Raw genomic sequence first — 21,481 nt, forward strand, 5'->3', positions numbered from 1 at the left:
GACTCAGAACATCCCCTTGACGTGTTGATAGATTTCACTCGGCAGGAACGGCCCGCCGTCGTACTTCAGCAGGCTGTCGACGGATTCATGTTGGACGCCGAAGAACGACATCAGGTGGCGGAGTTGACCGGTCGCGTTGTTCTCCACGACCAGCACTTTCTTCGCCGAGCCGATGGCCGCCTCCAGTTGATTCTTCGGGAAAGGCAGGATGGCGTGCACATGCGCGTGTCCGACCTTCAGACCTTCGGACCGCAGCCGCTCGGCGGCCTCCGCGATGGCACCCAGGTTCGATCCGATCCCGATGATCACCACATCGGCATCCGCGTCGCCGGTGCGCACCACACTGTTCGGGATCTCGACGCCGCGCAGCTTGCGCATGCGCTTCTCCATCTGGATTTTACGGTTGCGCGACGTTTCGTTGGGGCGGCCGCTCTCCAGGTGCTCGACCCCCGTGACCTTGTGGATGCCGCCTTTGGTGCCCGGAAACACGCGCGGCGAGATGCCGGTATCGGTCACCTTGTAGCGCTTGAACTCCTCCGTCTGAGGCGTCGGAAGGAGATCCGCTTCACTCGCCAAGTACCCGCGGTCAATCTCCACTTTGCTGAGGTCGAGTGGCTCTGTCGTTTGCTTGCTCAACGACAGCTGCAGATCCGTCATCACAATGACCGGGCACTGGTACTTCTCCGCCAAGTTGAACGCGTCACCCATCACGTAGAAGCATTCCTCTGTCGTCGCCGGATTCAGCACAATCTTCGGGATCTCGCCGTGCGTGCCGAACAAGGCGGCCAACAGGTCGGATTGTTCCTGCTTCGTCGGCAGGCCGGTGGACGGGCCGCCGCGCTGGGTGTCGACGATGACCACCGGTGTCTCCGTCATCCCGGCGAGGCCGATGGCCTCCATCATCAGCGACAATCCCGGGCCGGACGTGGCCGTCAGGGCCCGGGCACCGCCGTAGGCAGCACCGATGGCCATGTTCATGGCGGCGATTTCGTCTTCCGTCTGTACGACCACGCCGCCCACTTTCGGGAACTTGCGGATCAGCGATTCCATGACGTCGGACGCCGGGGTGATGGGGTAGGCCGGCATCACGCGGGCGCCCGCAGCCACGGCGCCCAGAGCGATGGCGTCGTTGCCCATCATGAACAGGCGGCGCGTGCCATCCGCCGGTTTGAGCGCAAACTCTGGCAGCGCCCCTCCGAGTTCCTTGACGTACTCGAAGCCGCGCTGGATCGCGAGCATATTCTGGTCCACAATCTTCTGGCCCTTGCGCCGGAACCGTTCCTCCACCACTTCCGCGAAAATGTTGATGGGCAGGCCCAGCACGCACGCCGAAGCGCCGAGGGACACCATGTTTTTCATGATGGCCGAGCCGCACTCTTCGGCAATCTTGGTTAACGGCACAACAAAAAGGCGAACGTGATCCGGCGCCTTCGGGTTGAACTTCTCATCGGCGATCACGATGCCGCCTTCGCGCACCTCTCCGACGTTGAGGTCGATGGACTCCTGATCAAAGGCCAACAGCACATCCGTGTGATCGGTGATGGCCCGGTACTGTTTCAGGCTGACCCGCACCTTGTCGTTGGAATGTCCGCCCTTGATGCGGGAGGAGAAGTGCCGAAAGGAATAGACGTAATAGCCTTGGCGGTTGAGCGCGACCGCGAATGTTTCGCCGGTGCTTTCGACGCCCTCCCCTTGTTGTCCGCCAACTTTCCACGAAAGTTGCTCCAGCATGATTGTTCTTTCACTCCTCTGTTCAAGCTCTGCCCATCTCGCTGACAGACCAACCCCGTGGAGCGCGAGGGGTTGCGGGCTGTATCGGGAACCTTTGTACACCCACCAGCGACCATTATACTGTACGTTGGAGGATGTGAAAACTTTTTCGACACTGTGTCTGAAATTGCTTCCGAATGGGTGGGATGCGCATTGTTCATCACAGATTCTTTGCGGACGCAGGTGGATCGGTTTCTGCGGGCCATCGAGGAGCGATCCCGTTGGTTGGCAGGCCTGACTCCGTCCTCCGGGGCGGATGACCCCGGCCGCGTGTGGGCGGCGGAGCGGGCGCTTCACGTGGCCGTGGAGTGCGTGACGGACGCGGCCAACCTGATCATCGACGCCCTCGTCATGCGCGATCCGGGCGGGTACGTCGACATCGTGCGCGTGCTGATGGAGGAGGGGGTGGTCTCCCGGGATTGGTTCCAACGATTTGAACCGATGCTCCGTCTGCGGGAGCGGTTGGTCCACGGGTATCTGGACCTGCCACCGGACGAGATCATGGAGGCGGCCGTGCAATTCGGTCCGTTGTTCAATGAGTACGTCGCTTCCGTGCGGCAGTATCTCGGCATCAAGGACTTGACGCCTCCACAGGGCTGAGCGCGTAGACCGGGACGTGGCGCTTGACGCCGAAGCGAAGGGCGATGTCGTCGCTCGGCACGAGGACGTCGATGTGTTTGCCTTTGATGGCGCCGCCGATGTCCTCGGCCAGCCGGATCCCAATCCCTTCAATATATAATGGGGTGCCGATGGGGATGACGTGCGGATCGACCGCGACGGTGCGTCCGACCTGCGCCCGCGTGCCGCTGAAGGTGATCCCGTAGTCGGGTGAGGACGGACGCTTCCCCGTCGAGCGCTCGCTGACCGCATATGCCGTCAAGGTGAACTCCCCCAGGGGCCGGCGCACGACGCGACCGGGAGACTCCTGTACCTCCTCGAACGCCGCGACGACCGCGTCCGTGCGCCTCAGGGGCTGTGGACGTGGCCGAGGGTGCGCGCGGGTGGGCGCGCGGTCTGTAGCGGTATGAATGGTGCGACTGTGATACTGGGTGTTCACGGCGATCACGCCGTGAACACCGTGTTCTGTACTGAATTGGGCAGAATTGACCTTCGAATCCGACGAACTGTTATATGCATGGTATTCGAACTGTGATAATATACAGGTAACAGGTTTGGCGCTTCCTGCGCCGCCTGGGTTCAGGTTTAGCCAGGCGGCCGTGGCGCCGGCCAGGCACACCATCGCCAGTCCTGGCACACAACCATGTCTCCGTCGATTCAGCATGGCGTTAGTTTGTCAGTGCGCACCCGCATTTATACAGCCGGTGCCAACGGTGAGGGAGAGGGAGGTATGGCGATGATCCAAGACGTGGGTTGGAAGGTCGGCGGGAAACAGGGTGAAGGCATCGACAGCACGGGGGAGATTTACGCCATTGCGCTGCACCGGATGGGGTACTACGTGTTTACGTACCGCCACTTCATGTCGCTGATCAAAGGAGGGCACACGAACTATAAGATCCGCGCGTCCAACCGGCAACTCCGCCATCACGGGGATGATTTGCACGTATTGATCGCGTTTGACCAGACGACCATCGACTTCAACTGGAAGGAGATGGTGGACGGCGGGATCGTCATTTACGATGCGAGCGCTTTCGAGGCGGTGAAACCGAGCGATCGCGATGTAAACCTGTTCGGCGTGCCGCTCACCGAGATCGCCAAGCAGGCCGGCAACGCCATCATGAAGAACATGGTCGCCATCGGTGTAAGCGCTGCCATCAGCAAGCTGGATCCGGAGGAATTCCGTCCAGTGGTCCAGGACAAGTTCAGCAAAAAGGGCCAGGCTGTCGTCGACAGCAACATGGAAGCGCTCTTGCGCGGCTACGCGTATTTCCAAGAACATTACCATGTGCACTTCCCTTTGCCGGAAAAACCCGACCTGCGGGGCGTCGATCACCTGTTCGCATCCGGCAACCAGGCCACCGCCTTCGGCGCCCTGGCCGGCGGCTGCCGGTTCCTCGCGGCCTATCCCATCACGCCGGCGACGGAGATCATGTACTGGGTCCTGGAGCAGTTCCCGAAGTACGGCGGGGTGGTGGTGCAGGCGGAGGACGAGATCGCGGCCATCAACATGGCCATCGGCGCCAACTTCGCCGGCGTGCGCGGGATGACCTCCACGTCTGGGCCCGGTTTTTCTCTGATGATGGAAGCGCTGGGCTTGGCGGGCATGTCGGAGACGCCGGTGGTGATTGTCGACGTGCAGCGCAGCGGTCCGTCCACCGGACTGCCGACCAAGACGGAGCAGAGCGACCTCAGCGAGGCGGTCAACGGGACGCACGGCGAAATCCCTCGCATCGTGCTGACACCGCGGACGGTGGAGGAGTGCTTCCTGTACACGGCCGAAGCGTTCAACCTGGCCGACCGATACCAGTGCCCGGTCATCGTCATGACCGACCTGTACATGGGCATGTCGTTCCAGTCCGTCGACGGCTTCCCTGTCCATCAGGTACGCCAGGATCGCGGCAAGCTAATCTCGGACGAGGAGCTGGCGAAACTCGGCCGGTTCGCCTACCAGCGGTACGACGCGTCGGTACCGGATGGCATCTCGCCGAGGGCCCTGCCGGGGCAGAAAAACGCGCGTTACGTGGCGCTCGGGAACGAGCACAACGGCTTCGGCCTCGAGGTCGAGGACCAGGAGACACGTGTGGCGCAGATGCGAAAGCGTCAACGGAAGCTCAAAGGTTTCCGGCATGAGAGCGGCGTGACCGTGGACGGCCGACCAGACGCGCCCTATGCGCTCATTGGATTCGGGAGCACCTACGGGGTACTCGAAGAAGCCCGTGAGGTGCTGGAGATACAGGGGCTGCCAGTGAAGCACATCCACTTCTCACGGGTGTGGCCGTTCCCTGCGGAAGCCTTCCACGACGCGATGGACGGCGTGCGCGTGGCGCTGGTCACGGAGCAGAACGCCACAGGCCAGCTGAAGCGGCTCATCCGCGAGCAGGCGGGTTATCACGACGTGCTTCAGAGCTGCCTCAAGTACGACGGGGATCCGATGTCGCTCAAGGAGATCGTCCATACCGCGTACCAGACCTTCCCGATGGGGGTGTTGAACTGATGGCCACCATGCTCGACTATCAGACGGAACGCGCCACCTGGTGTCCCGGGTGCGGGGACTTCGGCGTTCTGAACGCCATGCAGAAGGCGTGCGTCAACCTCGGTCTCGAACCGGAGCAGGTGGTGGTGGTTTCCGGCATCGGGTGCTCGGGGAAGATGTCGCAGCACTTCGGGGGATACGGCCTGCACTCCCTGCATGGTCGATCCATTCCGACGGCTCAGGCGGTCAAGCTTGCGAACAAGGACCTGGTGGTGTTCGCCGCCGGCGGCGATGGTGACGGCTTCGGCATCGGGATGGGGCATTTCATCCATGCCATGCGGCGCAACGTGGACATCACGTACATCGTGATGGACAACCACATTTACGGGCTAACCACCGGGCAGGCGTCTCCGACGAGCGACGTGGGATCGAAGACCAAAACCTCCCCGCAAGGGACGGTGGAGCAACCCATCCTGCCGTTGCAGCTGGCTCTGGCGCAGAACTGCGGCTTCGTCGCCCAGGGCTTTTCCGGGAATGTCAAACAGCTCGTGACCCTGATTGAGAAGGCCATTCAACACAAAGGGTTCTCGTTTGTGAACGTGTTTAGCCCCTGCGTCACGTTCAACAAGGTCAACACGTATGAATTCTACAAGGCCAATTTGGTGGACCTGGATCAAGACCCGGATTACGATCCACACGATCGCGTTGCCGCCCTCCGCCGCGTGGCGGAAGCGAACAACCTGGTGACGGGCCTCATCTATGAAGATCCGGACCGGCCGAGCTTTGAGGAGAGCCTGCCCGGGTATCCCGACGACGCAATCGTTAGTCGGGATTGGACGCTTCGCCAGGAGGACTACGAAGCGATTCTGGCGACGTTCCGCTAAACGCTGATGCCGGGGTGCTCCCGTTCGGGCGGATCCTCACGGCCGTTGATCACGGCGATTCCCGGGCGACATGTGAATGGGACGACGCCTTCACACGTCTTTCCCGCGGCGGGTTTAGCGCAGATGCCTGTGAGGGTGGCTGATGGGGGGGCTTGCCCGGGGCCGCCACTTCGGAAGAGTTTCCCGGCATCCGGATGTCGGCATCCGACGTCGATGGGGAACACTTGGGACAGAGGGCGATCGACTTGGGGTGGGCCCGGTTTGGAGTGGGCCGCGTTTGGCGGGTGACTCGCTTGAAGGGGCCCCGTTCGGACGGCCCCCAATTTCGATCGGCCCCGTTTGGCAGGTGCCCCGCTCAGCGCCGATTCCGAGGCCATGCGCACGCCAGTGTAAGAAAACTGGCCTTGTCAAACGTCCGGTTGTGTGGTATAGTCACGGATGTTGTCACTGGTCTGTGCCACAGGCCGGACATGCGAGCCATTAGCTCAGTTGGTAGAGCACCTGACTTTTAATCAGGGTGTCGCTGGTTCGAGTCCAGCATGGCTCACCAAATCGCAAGCCGCACCTCGGTGCGGCTTTTGTGTGACCAGACCACGGCGGGTTGACAAAACACTCGGCATTCCGTATAGTATGGACTTGTCGATGGCGCGGTTTGAGTCTGTGCGGAAGTGGCTCAGGGGTAGAGCATCGCCTTGCCAAGGCGAGGGTCGCGGGTTCGAATCCCGTCTTCCGCTCCATAACGTGCGCAAGCAAGGGGTTCGACGGTGACCACAGCCGGAGGGGACCCCTTTGTGTACAGCGCGGCCGACGCGGAGAGGTGGTCGAGTGGTTTAAGGCAGCGGTCTTGAAAACCGCCGTGTCCGCAGGGGCACCGTGGGTTCGAATCCCACCCTCTCCGCCAAAGAATGTAGATGTGACGCGGCTTCCCGGATGTCCGGGGAGTCGCTCAATTTTTGTCCTCCGACTCGTCTGCAAATCTTTTGCTAATCTTCGTGTCTCGAAATAACTCATCCAGGCGTTCCGCGGCCTCTTTCTGTAGTACTGGCACCACGTGCGTGTACGTGTCGAGGGTGGTGGTGATGGTGCTGTGACCTAGGCGCTCACTCACGACCTTGGCCTGGACGCCCTGCTGCAGCAGCAGGCTGGCGTGGGTATGGCGCAGGTCATGGAAGCGTATGCGGGGGACGTCTATTTTGGCGAGCAGGCGCTGCCACACATGCGCTAGGGTGTTTTGGCTGAGTGGTCTGCCGTAAGCGGTGGCGAGCACCATGTCTTGATCATCATATGCGTCACCCATCTGGAGGCGTACACGGTCCTGCTGCTGGCGGTGCCAGCGCAGCGCCTCCATCGTGTCAGACGACAGTGCGATGGAACGGCGGCTGCGCTCCGTCTTGGGGTCCTGGAACACGGGTTCGCCGCGCACATACTTGAGCGTGCGGTCCACTCGGAGATACCCGAGCGTCCAGTCGATGTCCGACCACTTCAGACCCAGGATCTCCGCTTGGCGCATACCGGTGTACACGGCGAGAACCCACGCGATCCAGTATCCAGGCTCCATGTCCCGGGACTCAGCGAGGAATCGTGCGACCTCCGCCGGTGTCCAGATGGTCGCCCGGTATGCGTCGGCCCGTGGGGCCTCTACGGTGTCGGCGACATTACGGGACACCAGTCCCTGTTTCACGGCTCTGTCCAGCGCAGCGTGGAGCAAGAGGTGAGCGTGCAAGATCGACCGCTTTGACAAACGGTCGCGGAGTTCTGTGTAGAAGCGCTCCAGATGCTGCGGTCGCAACTTGGCGAGCTCTATCTTACCCAAGTTGGGCAGGATGTGACGTCGGATGAGCCACTCGTACTTCCGGTACGTGCCGTGCCGCAGCGACTCACGTTTGATCTCCAACCATCGCTCAAGGTATGAGCCCACAGTCTCTTTGGCGGGCTCAACATACTCGCCCTTTTCGAGCTCAGTGATGGTCTGCGCCAGGAAGTTCTGTGCCTCTTTCTTCGTGTTGAAGCCACCGTGCCACTTGTATCGCTTCTTGCCGTGTTCGTCATAGCCGAGGTACACGACCGCAGCCCATTTTGTGCCACGCTTGCGTACGTGTCCTCGCAATATCAACACCCCCAGTCGAAGTCCGCTTGCTCCGGCTCCTGTAGTACTGCGAGCTCCGACTTAATCACGCCGTCCAGGACTCCTAAGATGACGAAGTCGTTGCGATGGCGAGTAATGGGCGGGATTTTGTCGCCGCTCACGCACAGGATCGGCTCCGTGTTCCAAATGCCTTGCAGAATCCGCAGTGTGAACTCGTTCCCGAAAGCGATGAGGCACACTTGACACTCGTCGTGCGGCCAACGCTGCTCACGGAATATGGCATAGTCTCCGGGTGTTAAACCTAACGAATCCAACCCATCGTCCGCAACCTGAACCGCGAACCTCCTGTAGGGCGCGTAGGACCGTATCACCAGGTCTGAAGGATTTTCTGGTTGATCTACAATCATGGTCGAGAGGGAAGGTACGGTTCCGAGTACGGGGATCAGGTACTTCATGTCCAATGTTGTTCACCCCTTCAGATGTCCGCGCGACGGCGACGGCCAATGATGACGCTGTCCTTTACGAGGTATTCAATCCGGGGATTGGTCGGATGACGGAAGGAGTAGTCGTACATGGCGCGCTGTTCGGCTACGACACGAGCAAGCTGCTGGTCGAGCACCAGCGACCGCAGCCGCCGTTCAAGCACGGCGAGTCGCTTGGCCATAAACTTTGGCGTCACATCGAATTGATACGCCAGCTGTGAGACGAGTTGCTCGCGGGTACGCGCGTTGACCAGGCAGTTCGCGATCATAAACGTCGGCGCCAACGCATACATGGCGAAGCGGTTCGCCTGCCACTCCTGCAGTGCCCGGAAGTCATCCGGCATGAACCACTGCACTCCGACATGCAACAGCACATGGCCGAGTTCATGCGCCAGTTCGACACGCTGTTCAGGCCATTCGTTTTCGCTGTTGATGATGATCAGGTACTTTCCGCCAGCGAGTTCGTACGCCTTGGATGGCCGCGGCAGAAACCGGACTGGGACACCAGCTTCCTTGGCGAACATTTCGAGGTCGATGTCTTGCGGTGAGCGAATGCCGTGTTTGTGGTAGAAGTCGACGACGAATGATTCCAACGGCGTGGGGCGGTAGTGTTCGAGGTATTGCAGCATCGTGGTCCTCCTGATGCATGTGATGATGAGAACGCATGTTCGTATTTTAGATCACAAGAGTAAAGGAAGGGAAGAGACGGGACGGAATATTAAATCAGATGCGGAGCGTGCTGCGCAATGAGGTCTGCCGGAGGTGTTTGCCAATTGAACTCGACATGAGACTGACCTGCACCGATGTAAAGGCGGACACATTTGCAACCGTCGTGGAGCCTCGGAACGAAGCGGTTGAAGTCGGGGTGGTCAACACTGACGGTCATGCCGTCGAGAGCTTTACACAATGGACACGAGTCGTCTGATGCGACCCACTGGGCTCCCACTATTCCCTTGCGCTTGGCGTCGGCACCGGACCGAATATTGAGGGCGGGGCCAGTCGTGATCATGTTCATGCGCTGGCTATTACGGCGCGGAGTGGTCTTTCGCGGGGCACGGCGCGGAGTGGTGGTGGCGGTGATGCGCACACGCCGACGGCGGGAGTGGCGAGATAGGTGTTCAAGGATCTCCCACGGGATCTTGAAGCACCAGTACAGCGTGCGAAAAAGCAGATTAACGATCTGCAATGGTAAGGTTATGAGACTCATGAGGCAGCCCATCCGCCAGCCCTCCCTTCGCTTTCACGATTGGCCCTCCTCCTTCTTGCGTCGTCGTTCAGCGCGCCGCTTCTCCATCTCCCACCAGAGCTTCAGAGTCTCCATGGCTTCTTCCTTCATCTCGTCCGGTGAACCGTGAAACTCGTGGAAGAACACGCCCTTAAGGTTTTTTTCGACCCATTGAATGAAATCGGCTTGTTCCGGTGTAACCGTGTACTCTTTATGGTCATCGTCGACCCCGAGGAGATACGAGACAGACACGCCGTATAACTCAGCGAGTTTTTTCAGCGTCTCGTTGTCCGGCTCTGAACGGTCGTTCTCATACTTCGAAACGGTCGTGAAATCTATACCGAGTCGCTCGGCGACGTCGGCCTGCGTGTATCCTTTTCGCTTGCGTGCGTGCCTGAGTCGACTCCCCAAACTCACTATCAGCACCCCATTTTTGCATCTCACCCTCCAGTATAAGAGATTTGAACATGCGTCAAAGAAACATGACAATATTTCAAGCGGGCGCTTGACACTTGAAATAACGTCAACTATGATAGGGTTGTAACTTGAATATTCATCAAGGAAGGGGGGTGAGGACGTGAATCCGAAGGCACTGGAGAAATACCGGCTGCGTAAAGGGCTTACCATCACCGAGTTGGCACGGATGATGGGCAAAACTCCAGGGTGGTATTCGAAGATCCGACACGGCAAGCAGGCGCTTTCCTCCAGGCATATCGTTCCTTTGGCGCGCATCTTCGGCATCAGTTCCGAGAAGCTCGCGAGGGAGTATTTCGCAGAGCCAAAACTTGAAGAAACGTCAAGTAGTGACCTGGATTCGCAACAAACAGCGTGAGAGGAGGTGATGTCAGTGGCAGCGACAGCGCAGTTGCCGTTCAAGGTCGGCGACTACGTCCGCATCCGCGAGACGGCCGAGAACTTCGGTGGCTGGACAGGCCGGGTGGCGCGCGTCGGTGAGGCGACGTGCATGGTGTGGCCGGACGGATACGCGGGCGACTGCATGCCGTTCCTCTTCGAGGATCTGGAGTTAGTCCACAGGCCGGCGGTGCTCAAGGCCGCGCTGACGGTGCCGGAGGCTGCGGAACTGCTCGGGGTGTCCCGAAACAAGGCGTACGAGATGACGCGACGGCCGGGGTTCCCGTGCATCAGGGACGGACGGCGCATCATCATCCCGCGGGACGCACTCCTGCGCTGGCTCGACGAGGAGGCCCGGCGCAACACAGGGGAGCCCTGCCGAGGAATCAGTGCGAGGTGATCTTCTTGCCATCGACCTACACCGCCTGCGCCTACTGCGGCTGCCAAGACACCGACACGCGCCGCGAATGCCTGTCCGAGTACGGCATGGGCAGGTACTACGAGGAGTACGCCGTGTGCGCGAACTGCGGGATGGAATGGGTCGCGGCGGAGTGGTGCTGTGAGTGCGGCCAGCGGCTTGATCACTGTGACTGCGACCGCTGTGACGAGTGCGGTGAACTCATTGGCGATTGCTCCTGCGCCGACCGTTGCACTGAGTGCCGCGAATGGATGGAGGACTGCCGTTGCGAAACGGCGCAACGCCGTTCGGCCTAGGCCAGACCCGCCGGGCGTTCGGGAACGCGCCGCGGGGATGGTGCGGGTCGACGAGCGGGGTACGGCTGCTCTGACTACAGCGTACACGCAATCAGGGGTTCCTAGATAGATATGGGAATATTCCAGGCCCTACATAATTCGACACAGAGAGGAGGGAGGCGGATGAACGACTTCGAGATCGGCCGAGCGCTGCGGGCGCTGCGTTTGGGGGCGGGCGTAACACAGGAGTATGTGGCGTACTTGGCGGACACCACGCAGGCACAGATTGCCCGGATCGAGCTTGGGTCGCGCGGGGCGACGCTACGGATGCTGCGCGGCTACGCACGGGCAGTCGGGGACCCGGAACCGGTGTTGAGGCTGTGCGAACTGGCCATCGCCGAGGACCGGGCGAAGAAGAGTGCGTGAGTCAATCAGTGAGACCGGACCGGAGGGAACAGTTTGTGGTGAATGCCGATTTGGTGGCGTTGTCGGAAACGTACCGTGAGATGGCGGACAGGCTGCGGCGCGTGGATGTTCGGGAGGCGAGGATCATGGCCAGAACCTGCGAGGTCACTGCAGAGATGCTCTTGGGAACCGCTCCACGTCGCTCGGCAGGTCCGTCCAGCGCGTCACGATCAGGCTCCAACCGGTGCCCTGGATGATGAGCAAGGTGGGGTGGTCGACGATCTCGGCGCTGCTGATCTGGATGGCCCCGCCGTCGTAGGCCACGAGGACACCGCCGTCATCGAGGACGGTGATGTGGTCGATGACGGTATCGAACATGTTGATGACCTGCTTGTCGTGCAGGACAAGCTGGCACCGGACGTCGCAGTGGAGGAAGTTGGACAGATCGCGTTCGAGTGGCGCGGCCAAGGTCAGGACTCCTTTCGAGGAGGAGTGGGATCGTCGGAGCGGCCGACAAGGTAGTCGATTGAGACATCGAAGAAGTCGGCGAGAGCAATGAGAGTTTCCATGTTGGGGCTTCGTTGACCTTGCTCGTAGTAGTAGACCAATCGTTCGGACAGACCGACGGCCTCCGCTAATGCTTTCTTTGTCAAATGAAATCGACTTCGTAACGTCATCAAACGTTCGGGAAAGGACACGGACAATTCTCCTAACCCGTTGACACTGCACAATTGTTCATGTATCATGGGTCTTGAACAATTGTGCAGTACGGAAGAGGTGGTGATGAATGCAGAACCGAGTTCGGGAAGAACGCATCAAACGCAACATGTCGTACAGCGAACTCGCGGACCTGCTCGGACTTTCAGAGCGCGCTGTCCGCTATATCGAATCCGGGCAACGCAAGCCCTCGCTTAAGACGGCAGTAAAAATCGAAAAAGTACTCGGCATTCGGCCTCGTGAACTGCTTGTTCAAGACGATTCTACCGTGGAGGTGGAGGTGAAACAAGCGTGAGTGTGGTTGATACGGTGATCGCCCGTCTTTGTGACGGAGATCGCCACGATCCGCAGGAGCGACGCCAGTACACGATTCGCGACGTGGAGGAACTGGCGGAATTGAATGAGAGTGAGGGAGAAAAGAAGGTGTCTCTTTGAAAAAGAGACACGGGGTAAGGGATTAACGCCAGTATATCGCGGGTTTCGCGGTGCTGGCAAGGGGGGGGAGACCCAATGGAACGACTTACGTTCTCACGCATCAGCATGCGCGCCCGTTGTCCGCAACGGGAGCATTACCACTACAACCTGTTGCTTCGCCCAAAGCAGATGCAGTGGGCGCTGGATGTCGGCTCCGCGTTCCACGCGGGCATGGAAGCGTGGAACCGGGGTGGTACCGAAGAAGAAGCGGTTGCGGCGGCGCTCTCACGGCTGGACGAAGTTGCACAGCGCATTGATGACGAGGCTGAAGTGGACAAGCTGCCGGTTCAAAGAGTCCGGACCGAGGTTATGGTACGGCAGGCAGTGCGCTGGTTTCCGCGGTACGAGACGGTGGCGACAGAGCATGAATTCGATGTTGCGATCCGCAATCCGCGCACGAACCGCCCGAGCCGTACATACCGGCTGGCAGGCAAGATTGACGGCATTGTGAGGACGCCGGACGGGCTGTACTGGCTTTTGGAGTACAAGACCAGCGGCCAATCGCTGGAGCAGTTTCGTTTGAGGTACGGACTAGACGTGCAGATCACGCTGTACGCTTTGGCCGCCCGGGATGCGCTGGGGATTGCGGTGGAAGGCGCGCTCGTCCGGGTGATTTGCAAAACGCGCTCTGAGCCGCGCCGGGGTGAATCGCTGGAGGATTACAGGGATCGACTGATGAGCACATACGAGGCGGAGCGCGAGCGGTTGATCAGCGAAGACCTGGTGGTTCGTACGCCGGAGCAATTGGAGCAGACGCGCCGGGAATTGTGGGCGGAGGTACAAAGCCGGTTGTTCGACGCCAAACTGGGCGTCATCCGGCGCAATCCGCAAGCCTGCACAGACTTCGGTGGCTGTCCGTTCTGGGCGATCTGCCTTGGACTTCCGGGCTGGGAGGACATGTACTACACGGCCGACACCCAGCACGATGAGTTGTCCGGTGACGGTCAGGAGGCAAAGACGGCGTGAGGACGACGGAGACCGAGACAGACACCGTGTTAGTCAATCGGCGGCGCCTGGAAGCGCTGGAGCTGTTGCGCGACGCGGTGCTCCGGCTTCGGGAGGCCGAAGAAGGGCTGTACGAGGCGCGGCAAATTCGGGCACGAGGATACCCGAAGGCCGCGGAATTGGAGGAGACGCACTGGGGATTCCGGCGTGTCGATGCACTGCACGACATCGACAAGGCACTGAAACAACTCGCGAAGGAGGACGAGCGATGAGCAACCTGGTTCAGTACGACGCGGCGGTGTTGCAGAAATTGGGGCTTTCGGAGGCAGAGGCGAAGGAACTGGAGGCCAACGGGATTTCACTTCAACAGTACGCGGAGATGGTCGGGGCAGATTTGAACGCCGAAGCGGACCAAATCAACGCACAGCCGGTTCGCTGGCAGATCGTCCACGCCGCTCGGGCGTTCACGAACGAGGCGACGGGCGAGGTACGACAGACGCTTCGGGGCGTGGTGCCATATTTCCACGTGACGCGTGCGCTGTTCCTCGGAGAAGGGCAAGACCGCCCGGATTGCAGCAGCATGGACGGAAAGTACGGCGTGTACTTCGACGTGGAACTGAATCGGGAACAGCGCCGGGAATGCTCGACATGCCCATTCAACAAGTACGGTTCTGATCCAAAAGGCGGAAAAGGCAAGGCGTGCAAGGAGATGCGCCGCCTATTCCTCTTGGAGGAAGGCAGCAACATGTCAAGCGTCGTAACCTTGCCGCCGACGTCGCTCAAAGTTTGGGATCGATTCGTCAGCGGACTGTTGTACAAGGGCACGCCGCTGGCTGCCGTCGAAGTCGAGCTTTCGCTTGAGGCGAAGCAGAACGGCGCGCAAACGTGGTCGGTCCTGAAATCGCCGCAGATCGTCCGGCGCCTGTCGCCAGTCGAGTATGTGAAAGTCCGGTCGGTGCGCGAGGAACTGGAGCAGGCCGCGCAGCGGTACACCGTCGGATTGGACGACTACATGCAGGGGGCGAGCGACGAAGCCGCCGGGACGGCGGACGCGGAAGAACGCACATCGGCGTAATCACACGCACAGCGCTACGCCGGGCTGTGCATGAACAGCCCGGCCCTGTGCCTATCAAAGAGGGGGATAAATTATGGGCCAATGGAGCAACCGACTGCGGCGGTTTGACTCGGCGTACCAACAGTCCGAGGCCGCGACAAACCAGTTGCCGGACGGGCGTTATAAGGTGGAAATCGAGCGTGCAGAGATTCGCCCCAACCCGTTCAGCGGCGATCTCGAATTGGCATTGGACTTGGCGATCATCGAAGGCGACTACACTGACCGGCACATCTTCAAGCGTCACAACCTGGAGCAAGAGCAGCGGTTCCCATTCCTCAAGGGCGACCTGGAGACGTGCGGATTGTCGCTGAACACGTTGTCCGAACTAGAGGACCGGTTGGACGAGCTTGTCGGGGTGGCGCTGGAAGTGTCACTGCGGACGGTTTAGCGTGACCAGAAAACATACCAGAACTGCTATTTCGTCCGGCGTCTTGAAAGTAACACCATGAGCGCACCGGAGCCCGTTACGGAGAGGGGAGATCCGTTCCTGGACTGATATGCAAACATTTCATAGATGACGATTAACCATTTGCAACACGTATAAGAGGCTTTTTTGCAGTAATATCAAGGGTTTCCGGCGAGTACGGGAACGTGTGATCTGCCATACAGCCCTCCATATGGTGAGGGGCGCTTCACCGAATGTGCTCCGGAGATCCGGAACGCGAACGCCCAGGGGTTCGCCCCTGCGCCGGGTGATGCGACCGCGTGCAGGTGGCATGGCTGCGGCGTAGTGCCTGATCAGCCCGTCGCGGCTGGGGGTTCGAGTCCCCCGTGGCCATATCACCCGGCGGAGCGGCGAGCCCACTCACAGGGCTGCCTGGCAGCCCGAACGCACAAGCCGAGCGAGGGGGGGGAGCGGCATGACGCCGAGTTGGCGCAGCGATCCGAGGCCAGATCTTGTGGCGGATCATGCGCTGTGGCAGCGGCTGTTGCAAAGCGTCGACGACGCGGAGTTGGGCTGGCTGCTGCATGGAGCGCGGGCGGCCGGTGCAACCATTGTGCTGTGCGAGGATGGCGTACCGAGGCTCAAGCCGCTCATCGACTCTACGTTGGGCTTTGCGAGCGCTGAAGCGTGGCGCGAATTACGCGACCACTACTTGCGGCCGTACTCCGCGGAGATTGCACGGGCGCTGTCCGTGCTGACGCAAGACGGCGGCAAGGCGAGCGCGTGAGGAGCGCACGCGGAGGCATGTACCTTGGCAATTGAATAAGCAGTGCAGGATGCGCTATGACACAAGACCTGGAAAAACAACAAGGTGCGGCCCGTGGCCTTGGTGCGGAGAAAATAACTTAACAAAGTGTCCTGGGCCGTCCTAGAGGTGTCCTGGAGGTGCCCTGGCAGAAGAAAATTCAGAAAGTCTGTCAGCCCAGTCGTGGCGCGGGTGTTCGGATTAGGTGTCCTAGTGTCCTAGCAAAATCGCAAAATCCCCTATATATAGGGTTGCCAATCTTAACAGCGTCAAGCTTAACAGATCGCAATATAAGGGCATGAAACCCTCTAGGACACTAGGACAGATCGCCGAAAATCCCATGATACGCATAAGATTCTTAGCTTTATTCCATTAGGACACTTCGAGGACGCTTTAGGACATCTGACTATCTAACTAGGACAGTTTGTTAAGAAAAAGAGAAGGAAGTACAAGCAGAAGAGGAAGAAGATAGTTGGTGTTAAGATTCGGAGCCAATCTTAACACTAGTGATTGCCAGTAAATCACACTGCATGTCTGGCACATATTGGGCAAATCTTTACGCTAATACGTTCCTCATATGGTTGGTCAAGGAAACTGCTGTTAAGAAACCGGGCGGTGTAAAGAAACAAGTTGCAGACAATACGGAATAATGTGTCTATTTGGGGCGAGGAGGTGTGCCAGGATGCCGCGCGAGTGCAAAGTATGTGCGTCAAGGTTGCGCAAGGAAGCAGAGGAGCGCTGCAAGGCCGGGCAGTCGTACCGTGAGGTGGCCGAGTGGATGACATCGTTGGGCGAGGCCGTCAGTCATGTTGCGGTGTACCGCCACATGGCTCAGCACGTCTACGGTACACCAGAGGACCACGACATCACGGACGGCGTGGACACGCGCGCCATGCGCGAGTTCCTGGCGGCGTGGTTCGCACGCGTGCAGGACGGGCATATCGAGGTGCGTCCAATCCCGAACGACCGCACTGATAAGGACGCCGCGCGGCAGGCGGCGCAGTGGCGCAAATCGTTCCCAGTGCGGGACATCAGCGGGGTGGTGTCGCACGTGGGGGCGGGCAGCGAAGTGTCGTCGCTGCTGCGCTGCGGCTGGTACTACGGCGTCTGCCCGCGAAAGACGGAGGTTCGCCGCGTGGCGGACGTATCCAGCAGTGAGGTTCGGGCGCGGTGGGTTGGCGGCGCGGCCGAGGACGTGGCGGCGTACCCCGGCGCGTGGGCGGACATCGACGACCACGGCGGTGAGGACGACGTTGAGCGGATGGAGCACGCTCAACGCGCGCTGGAGGCGCTGGCCGAAACGGGTTACCCGCCGACGTTCGTGGTGCTCTCCGGTGGAGGGCGGGGACGCCACGTGTACTTCCGGTTCACGGAGCCTGTGGACGTGGATACAGGCCGGCGGATCGTGCGCAAGCTGGCGACGCTGCTGCGGTCTGACCCCAGTATCGCGGACCCGGCTCGGGTGATGCGGCTGCCAGGGACGCTGCACACCAAGACGGGAACGGCGATTCCGGTCGCCATCGAGCAGTCGCGTCCGAACGTGGAATACCTGGCGGACAAGTTCGAGGCGGCGCTGAATCGGATGATGGCCGAGTTCGGCATTGAGGACACCGGAGCGGCTGGGCGGGAAACCGATATACCAGAGAGCGCTGACGGCAATCGCGGACGCTGGGCACCGGTACCGCTGGAGTTCATTGCAGACAGGTTGCCGCTCATTTGCGCGCGGTTCGCAGCGTATATCGAGGACCCGAACACGGTGAGCGAACCGGTGTGGCACCACATCGCGGGTACGCTCAAGTCTCTGAATCCGGACCCCGCGCTATGGCACGAGTGGAGCAAGGGTTACGACCTGGGTCCGGGGCGGCGATACAACTGGGCGGAGGCGCAGCGCAAATGGCGGCAGAACAAGGGCCTGCCCATCAAGTGCGCGACGTTTGAGCGGGACGATCCAATGCTTGAATGCCGCTCGTGTCCGCATTGGAGCAAGAACACGAGCCCGGCGATGGTGATCAGGCGGCTGTATGCGGTGGAGCGTGGGGAACGCGGCGTGTACGGTGCGCCGGACGAGGCGGCTGTGACAGCGGTGGAGTCGGAGGTGACGGATATGGGGGTGCCTGCAGAAACAAAAACGCCCGCCGTGTCGGTCCACGACGGACATGAGCCGGATTTCCGGCGCCGCGGGTTTCACACCAATCTCGCCGCGGCGTGGGCGTTTGCGAACAGGGATCGATTTATCAGAACCGATCCTGAAACGGGCAGGCAGAAATTCTTGGAGTTCCGGTTTGTCCGGCAACTTCAGGAATCGTTCGGCTTGCACTATCTCTACGATACCATCTATGGATTCAATGGTCAATACTACAAGTCCGTGGAAAAAGAAATCGTGCCGTTTGTCCTGCGAGCGCTGGACGCCGTGGCACCGGAGTGGGCCAGACGTGACTACGCGCGTGACGTGGTGGCGACGCTCATTGATTTCGTCGCTGGAGAGCACAGGACGGACGAAACGGATGCGTACAACGAATGGGACTCAGGGCCGTACATCGTGTTCAAAAACGGCGTGTTGGACTTGTCGGCGCTGCCGCGATGGAAACTGGTGGACTTCGACCCCAGGTTCAAGTGTACCTGGCAAGTCAACGCCGAGTGGCGGGACGATTGGAATCCGTCATCACAATCTGACGCGATGCGGGCGGTGGATGAGTACCTGCTCACCACACTGCCGGACGACGATACACGGCAGGCGTTGCTGGAGTATCTTGGCTACTCGTTGTGCAGGTTTGATACGTCGCAGCAACGCTACGCGCTGCTGTACGGCGGAGGACGCAACGGGAAGGGCGTGATGATCCGGGTGCTGGAGCGGCTGTTTGCAGGCTTTGTGGAGACGGTCACACTGCAAGATCTGTCGCGGAACCGGTTTGCGACGCAGCGGCTTATCAAGGCGGCGGTGAATCTGGTTGGCGATCTCAGTGGTGAGCGACTTGAGGACACGGAGACCATCAAGAAGCTGACGGGAAACGACGTGCTCACCGGCGAGCGCAAGTTCCACGACGCCTTCAGTTTTCGTCCGCGGGTAAAGCTGTGGTACGGCGCCAACGAACTGCCGTCAACGCCGGACCCCAGTTACGGGTTCTTCCGCAGGCCGCTGGTGTTTCCGTTCAGCGTTCGTTTCGAGGAACTCTACGGTCAGGAATGGGAAGAACAATTGAAAACGCCCGAGGCGCTGTCGTACTGGGCGTGGCTGGGTATCAGTCACTACATCATGATGCGCCGTCGGGACGGAAAGTTGTACGAGTCACCGGCGATGAAGGCTGCGCTGATGGATTACTGGAAAGCCAACGACATCGTGATGATGGCCATTGAAGACGAGATCGTCGAGTTTGGTCAGGGCTATCAGGTGCCGCGTGAACTTCTTCATTTGGCGTTTGAAATCTATGCCAAAGACTTGGGGCGAAAATCTCCGGGCGCAGCCAAACTCATGGAACGCTTGCGCAACGCGGCTCCGACGTCGATCACGCATAAAAAGGTCACGGTTTGCGGTGAGCGAATCAATGTTTGGCAAGGTGTTCGGCTTGGTTCTGGCGGGTTGCAACTGAAAATCAAGCGCGAGGTCTACGACTCCGAGACGCGGCAGATCAAGTATGTCACGCTGCCGATCACGGAGGCTTACGAGCAGATGCGCGGGGAACGCAAGGGAGGTGCGAGCGCGTGAAGACCTTGGTTTCCTCCGGCACCCGCCGTCTCCGCCTGCGGGACTACCAAGAAGCGGCGGTCAAGGCCGTCCATGAATACGGCAAACCTCGTCCGGTGCTTGTGGCGGCGACGGGGGCGGGAAAGACGGTGATCGCTTCCAAGATTGCCGTGGATCGTCTCAATCGCGGTCCGGTGCTGTTCCTCGCGCACCGGGACGAGCTGCTGGATCAGACACTGGAGAAGTTCGCGGCCGTGTTCGACTCCTTCGGCGAGGCGGGTCGGCGGGTGACGGTGGGGCGGATTCAGGCGGAGGCGGACGACGTAGCGGCGGACTTCGCGGCGGCGTCGGTGCAGACGATTTCGCAGCCGGAACGCCTGTCCCGCTGGATGGCCGCCCACGATACGACGCCGACGCTCATCACCGATGAGTGTCACCATGCCAGGGCTGCGTCGTACATGCGGATCTACGAGGCGCTGGGGTACTTGGGCGACAAGGTGCGGGATGGCGGGCTGCACCTTGGGCTGACGGCGACGCCGTATCGAGCCGATGGGGCAGGGCTTCGCAAGGTGTTCGACGGGGTGGCGTATGCCATCGGGGTGACGCGGCTCATCGACGAAGGGTATCTCGTACCGCCGAAAGCCGTGCGACTCGCGATAGTCGAGGGGCTGGAAGAGGCGCGTCAGGGCGGGGACTGGACGGACAACGAATTGAGCGGCCTCGTCAACACGCCTTCGGTGAACGAACGGATCGTCGAGGCGTGGAAGGAGCACGCGCAGGACCGGCTCACCATCGCCTTCTGCGTGTCGGTGGAGCACGCCGAGGCTCTTGCGGCCACGTTTGAGGCAGCCGGGATAAAGGCGGAGACGGTGACCGGTGCGATGCCGAAGGATGAGCGCCGGGCGACGCTGGACGCGTTCTCGCGCGGCGAGGTCCGGGTGGTGTGCAACTACGGGGTGTTGACGGAAGGGTTCGACAGGCCGGAAGTGTCATGCCTCATCATGGCCCGGCCGACGACGAGCCACGGGCTGTACACGCAGATGATCGGCCGCGGCTTGCGGCTGGCGCCACATGTCGGCAAGACGGACTGCTTGGTGCTGGACGTGGTGGGCGTCACGGAGCTGCACCGCTTGATGACGGTGGACCGGCTGCTGACCGGGGCGGATGAAGCCGCGACGGAGGCTGGGATGGATGGGCAGGTCAGCACCGGCGGCGGAGCGGCGACGACGGCGCCAGCGGGCAAATTCCGTTGGCTGTGCGTGCGTGACGGCGTGTGGTTGGCGCGGGACTTCGCCGGGCGGTACGTGCGCGTGGAGCGGTTGCTTGGTGATGTGTGGCAGGTGGCCGCGGGAAGTTGGGCGTCGGCCAGGGAGAATGCGCGTCGGGCGGAAAGCGGCCTCGAACCAGTACCGACGGGCGTGGACGTGGTGTACCAGGGTGTGGACGCGGAGTCGGCGTGGGGTTACGCCGCGACCTATGCACGGGTGCATTTGCAGCGGCGAGCGGTGGAGGAAGGGGCGTTGTGGATGGATTTGCCTCCGACGGAGAAGCAGGTCGAGGCTTTGATGCGCCGCGGCCTGTTGCCACCCACGACGCGCTGGGAGGCGATGGCGATGTTGACACTGCCGACTCCTCGGCAGATGTCGGTGCTGCGCCGGGTGTTCGCCGCAATGCGCATGCCGGATGCGCTGCTGCCGGACACGATGGAGGAGGCGGCGGTGTTGCTGGACGCAGTGGTGCGGGTACAGCACGGGGACCGGGCGGCGTTTTTGAGGAGTTACGCAAGGGCTCTGCCGCACCGGCTGAAGCTGTTCGCGGCAGGGTCGTCCGCGATAGAAGGCGGAGCAATTGCCATGCAAGACGCGGGTTAA

Annotated in this window: 25 protein-coding genes and 3 tRNA genes; 19 read left to right on the forward strand and 9 right to left on the reverse strand. The window is 60.7% G+C overall.

Features of this window, described 5'->3' with window-relative positions:
• Window positions 1–3: 3 nt before the first annotated feature.
• Window positions 4–1,731, reverse strand: a complete 1,728-nt coding sequence (locus N687_RS0118495) for a 2-oxoacid:acceptor oxidoreductase subunit alpha (protein ID WP_029423277.1) — start codon at window positions 1,729–1,731, stop codon at window positions 4–6.
• 192 nt (window positions 1,732–1,923) lie between these two features.
• On the opposite strand from N687_RS0118495, the gene N687_RS0118500 reads away from it, so the two are divergent.
• Window positions 1,924–2,370: a DUF86 domain-containing protein gene (locus tag N687_RS0118500; protein WP_029423278.1), complete on the forward strand. Its 447-nt coding sequence runs from the start codon at window positions 1,924–1,926 to the stop codon at window positions 2,368–2,370.
• Here the strand turns inward: N687_RS0118500 and N687_RS24925 are convergent.
• Window positions 2,342–2,650 carry a 3D domain-containing protein gene (locus N687_RS24925; RefSeq protein WP_231493535.1) on the reverse strand — a complete coding sequence of 103 codons (309 nt, stop codon included), beginning with the start codon at window positions 2,648–2,650 and terminating at the stop codon, window positions 2,342–2,344. The genes N687_RS0118500 and N687_RS24925 overlap by 29 nt on opposite strands.
• 474 nt (window positions 2,651–3,124) lie before the next feature.
• On the opposite strand from N687_RS24925, the gene N687_RS0118510 reads away from it, so the two are divergent.
• From N687_RS0118510 to N687_RS0118530, 5 genes are all read left to right on the forward strand, one after another.
• A complete protein-coding gene (locus N687_RS0118510) occupies window positions 3,125–4,882 on the forward strand; it encodes a 2-oxoacid:acceptor oxidoreductase subunit alpha (RefSeq protein ID WP_029423280.1) in 1,758 nt (585 codons plus the stop codon).
• Window positions 4,882–5,745, forward strand: a complete 864-nt coding sequence (locus N687_RS0118515; protein ID WP_029423281.1) for a 2-oxoacid:ferredoxin oxidoreductase subunit beta — start codon at window positions 4,882–4,884, stop codon at window positions 5,743–5,745. The genes N687_RS0118510 and N687_RS0118515 overlap by 1 nt, the downstream gene beginning before the upstream one ends.
• A 474-nt stretch (window positions 5,746–6,219) precedes the next feature.
• Window positions 6,220–6,295, forward strand: a tRNA-Lys gene (locus N687_RS0118520).
• Window positions 6,296–6,407: 112 nt separating this feature from the next.
• Window positions 6,408–6,482: transfer RNA gene (locus N687_RS0118525), tRNA-Gly, on the forward strand.
• Window positions 6,483–6,556: 74 nt separating this feature from the next.
• Window positions 6,557–6,646, forward strand: a tRNA-Ser gene (locus N687_RS0118530).
• Window positions 6,647–6,691: 45 nt separating this feature from the next.
• Here the strand turns inward: N687_RS0118530 and N687_RS0118535 are convergent.
• The 5 genes from N687_RS0118535 to N687_RS22570 form a co-directional block, all read right to left on the reverse strand.
• Entirely contained in the window at window positions 6,692–7,852 is a 1,161-nt protein-coding gene (locus N687_RS0118535) for a site-specific integrase (protein ID WP_029423282.1), read from the reverse strand.
• A 2-nt stretch (window positions 7,853–7,854) separates the two neighbouring features.
• Window positions 7,855–8,292, reverse strand: a complete 438-nt coding sequence (locus N687_RS0118540; protein WP_029423283.1) for a LexA family protein — start codon at window positions 8,290–8,292, stop codon at window positions 7,855–7,857.
• Window positions 8,293–8,306: 14 nt separating this feature from the next.
• Entirely contained in the window at window positions 8,307–8,942 is a 636-nt protein-coding gene (locus tag N687_RS22565; protein WP_051663453.1) for an ImmA/IrrE family metallo-endopeptidase, read from the reverse strand.
• 89 nt (window positions 8,943–9,031) lie between these two features.
• Window positions 9,032–9,532: a hypothetical protein gene (locus N687_RS0118550; RefSeq protein ID WP_029423285.1), complete on the reverse strand. Its 501-nt coding sequence runs from the start codon at window positions 9,530–9,532 to the stop codon at window positions 9,032–9,034.
• 21 nt (window positions 9,533–9,553) lie between these two features.
• Window positions 9,554–9,955 (reverse strand): helix-turn-helix domain-containing protein, encoded by a 402-nt coding sequence (locus tag N687_RS22570; RefSeq protein ID WP_197029330.1) that lies wholly within the window; start codon window positions 9,953–9,955, stop codon window positions 9,554–9,556.
• 160 nt (window positions 9,956–10,115) lie between these two features.
• Here N687_RS22570 and N687_RS0118560 point away from each other — a divergent pair, with 160 nt between their 5' ends.
• The 4 genes from N687_RS0118560 to N687_RS0118575 all read left to right on the forward strand — a co-directional run bounded on the left by N687_RS0118560 (window position 10,116) and on the right by N687_RS0118575 (window position 11,509).
• Window positions 10,116–10,370, forward strand: a complete 255-nt coding sequence (locus tag N687_RS0118560; protein ID WP_029423287.1) for a helix-turn-helix domain-containing protein — start codon at window positions 10,116–10,118, stop codon at window positions 10,368–10,370.
• A 15-nt stretch (window positions 10,371–10,385) separates the two neighbouring features.
• Window positions 10,386–10,790 carry a helix-turn-helix domain-containing protein gene (locus N687_RS24930; RefSeq protein ID WP_051663455.1) on the forward strand — a complete coding sequence of 135 codons (405 nt, stop codon included), beginning with the start codon at window positions 10,386–10,388 and terminating at the stop codon, window positions 10,788–10,790.
• Window positions 10,791–10,795: 5 nt separating this feature from the next.
• Window positions 10,796–11,104, forward strand: a complete 309-nt coding sequence (locus tag N687_RS0118570) for a hypothetical protein (protein ID WP_156040216.1) — start codon at window positions 10,796–10,798, stop codon at window positions 11,102–11,104.
• Between the two features lie 162 nt (window positions 11,105–11,266).
• Entirely contained in the window at window positions 11,267–11,509 is a 243-nt protein-coding gene (locus N687_RS0118575; protein ID WP_029423290.1) for a helix-turn-helix domain-containing protein, read from the forward strand.
• A gap of 144 nt (window positions 11,510–11,653) precedes the next feature.
• Here N687_RS0118575 and N687_RS0118580 read toward each other — a convergent pair whose 3' ends face one another.
• Complete coding sequence (locus N687_RS0118580; protein WP_029423291.1) at window positions 11,654–11,956, reverse strand: hypothetical protein; 303 nt, start codon at window positions 11,954–11,956, stop codon at window positions 11,654–11,656.
• Between the two features lie 2 nt (window positions 11,957–11,958).
• Window positions 11,959–12,186: a helix-turn-helix domain-containing protein gene (locus N687_RS0118585; protein WP_231493536.1), complete on the reverse strand. Its 228-nt coding sequence runs from the start codon at window positions 12,184–12,186 to the stop codon at window positions 11,959–11,961.
• Between the two features lie 89 nt (window positions 12,187–12,275).
• Between N687_RS0118585 and N687_RS0118590 the strand changes: the two genes are divergently transcribed.
• The 9 genes from N687_RS0118590 (at window position 12,276) to N687_RS0118630 (ending at window position 21,481) form a co-directional block, all read left to right on the forward strand.
• A complete protein-coding gene (locus N687_RS0118590) occupies window positions 12,276–12,500 on the forward strand; it encodes a helix-turn-helix transcriptional regulator (RefSeq protein WP_029423293.1) in 225 nt (74 codons plus the stop codon).
• Complete coding sequence (locus tag N687_RS24105) at window positions 12,497–12,640, forward strand: hypothetical protein (protein WP_156040217.1); 144 nt, start codon at window positions 12,497–12,499, stop codon at window positions 12,638–12,640. The genes N687_RS0118590 and N687_RS24105 overlap by 4 nt, the downstream gene beginning before the upstream one ends.
• Window positions 12,641–12,715: 75 nt before the next feature.
• Window positions 12,716–13,645 (forward strand): PD-(D/E)XK nuclease family protein, encoded by a 930-nt coding sequence (locus N687_RS0118600; protein ID WP_029423294.1) that lies wholly within the window; start codon window positions 12,716–12,718, stop codon window positions 13,643–13,645.
• Window positions 13,642–13,896: a hypothetical protein gene (locus N687_RS0118605; protein WP_029423295.1), complete on the forward strand. Its 255-nt coding sequence runs from the start codon at window positions 13,642–13,644 to the stop codon at window positions 13,894–13,896. Before N687_RS0118600 ends, N687_RS0118605 begins: the two co-directional genes overlap by 4 nt.
• A complete protein-coding gene (locus N687_RS0118610) occupies window positions 13,893–14,699 on the forward strand; it encodes a hypothetical protein (protein WP_051663456.1) in 807 nt (268 codons plus the stop codon). Before N687_RS0118605 ends, N687_RS0118610 begins: the two co-directional genes overlap by 4 nt.
• Before the next feature lie 73 nt (window positions 14,700–14,772).
• Window positions 14,773–15,126 (forward strand): DUF669 domain-containing protein, encoded by a 354-nt coding sequence (locus N687_RS0118615; RefSeq protein WP_029423297.1) that lies wholly within the window; start codon window positions 14,773–14,775, stop codon window positions 15,124–15,126.
• A 472-nt stretch (window positions 15,127–15,598) separates the two neighbouring features.
• Complete coding sequence (locus N687_RS0118620) at window positions 15,599–15,910, forward strand: hypothetical protein (protein WP_029423298.1); 312 nt, start codon at window positions 15,599–15,601, stop codon at window positions 15,908–15,910.
• Window positions 15,911–16,610: 700 nt separating this feature from the next.
• Window positions 16,611–19,631, forward strand: coding sequence for a phage/plasmid primase, P4 family (locus N687_RS0118625; protein ID WP_029423299.1), 3,021 nt, complete (start codon window positions 16,611–16,613; stop codon window positions 19,629–19,631).
• Window positions 19,628–21,481, forward strand: a complete 1,854-nt coding sequence (locus tag N687_RS0118630; protein WP_051663457.1) for a DEAD/DEAH box helicase — start codon at window positions 19,628–19,630, stop codon at window positions 21,479–21,481. Before N687_RS0118625 ends, N687_RS0118630 begins: the two co-directional genes overlap by 4 nt.

The organism is Alicyclobacillus macrosporangiidus CPP55, from assembly GCF_000702485.1.
Classification (GTDB): domain Bacteria; phylum Bacillota; class Bacilli; order Alicyclobacillales; family Alicyclobacillaceae; genus Alicyclobacillus_H; species Alicyclobacillus_H macrosporangiidus_B.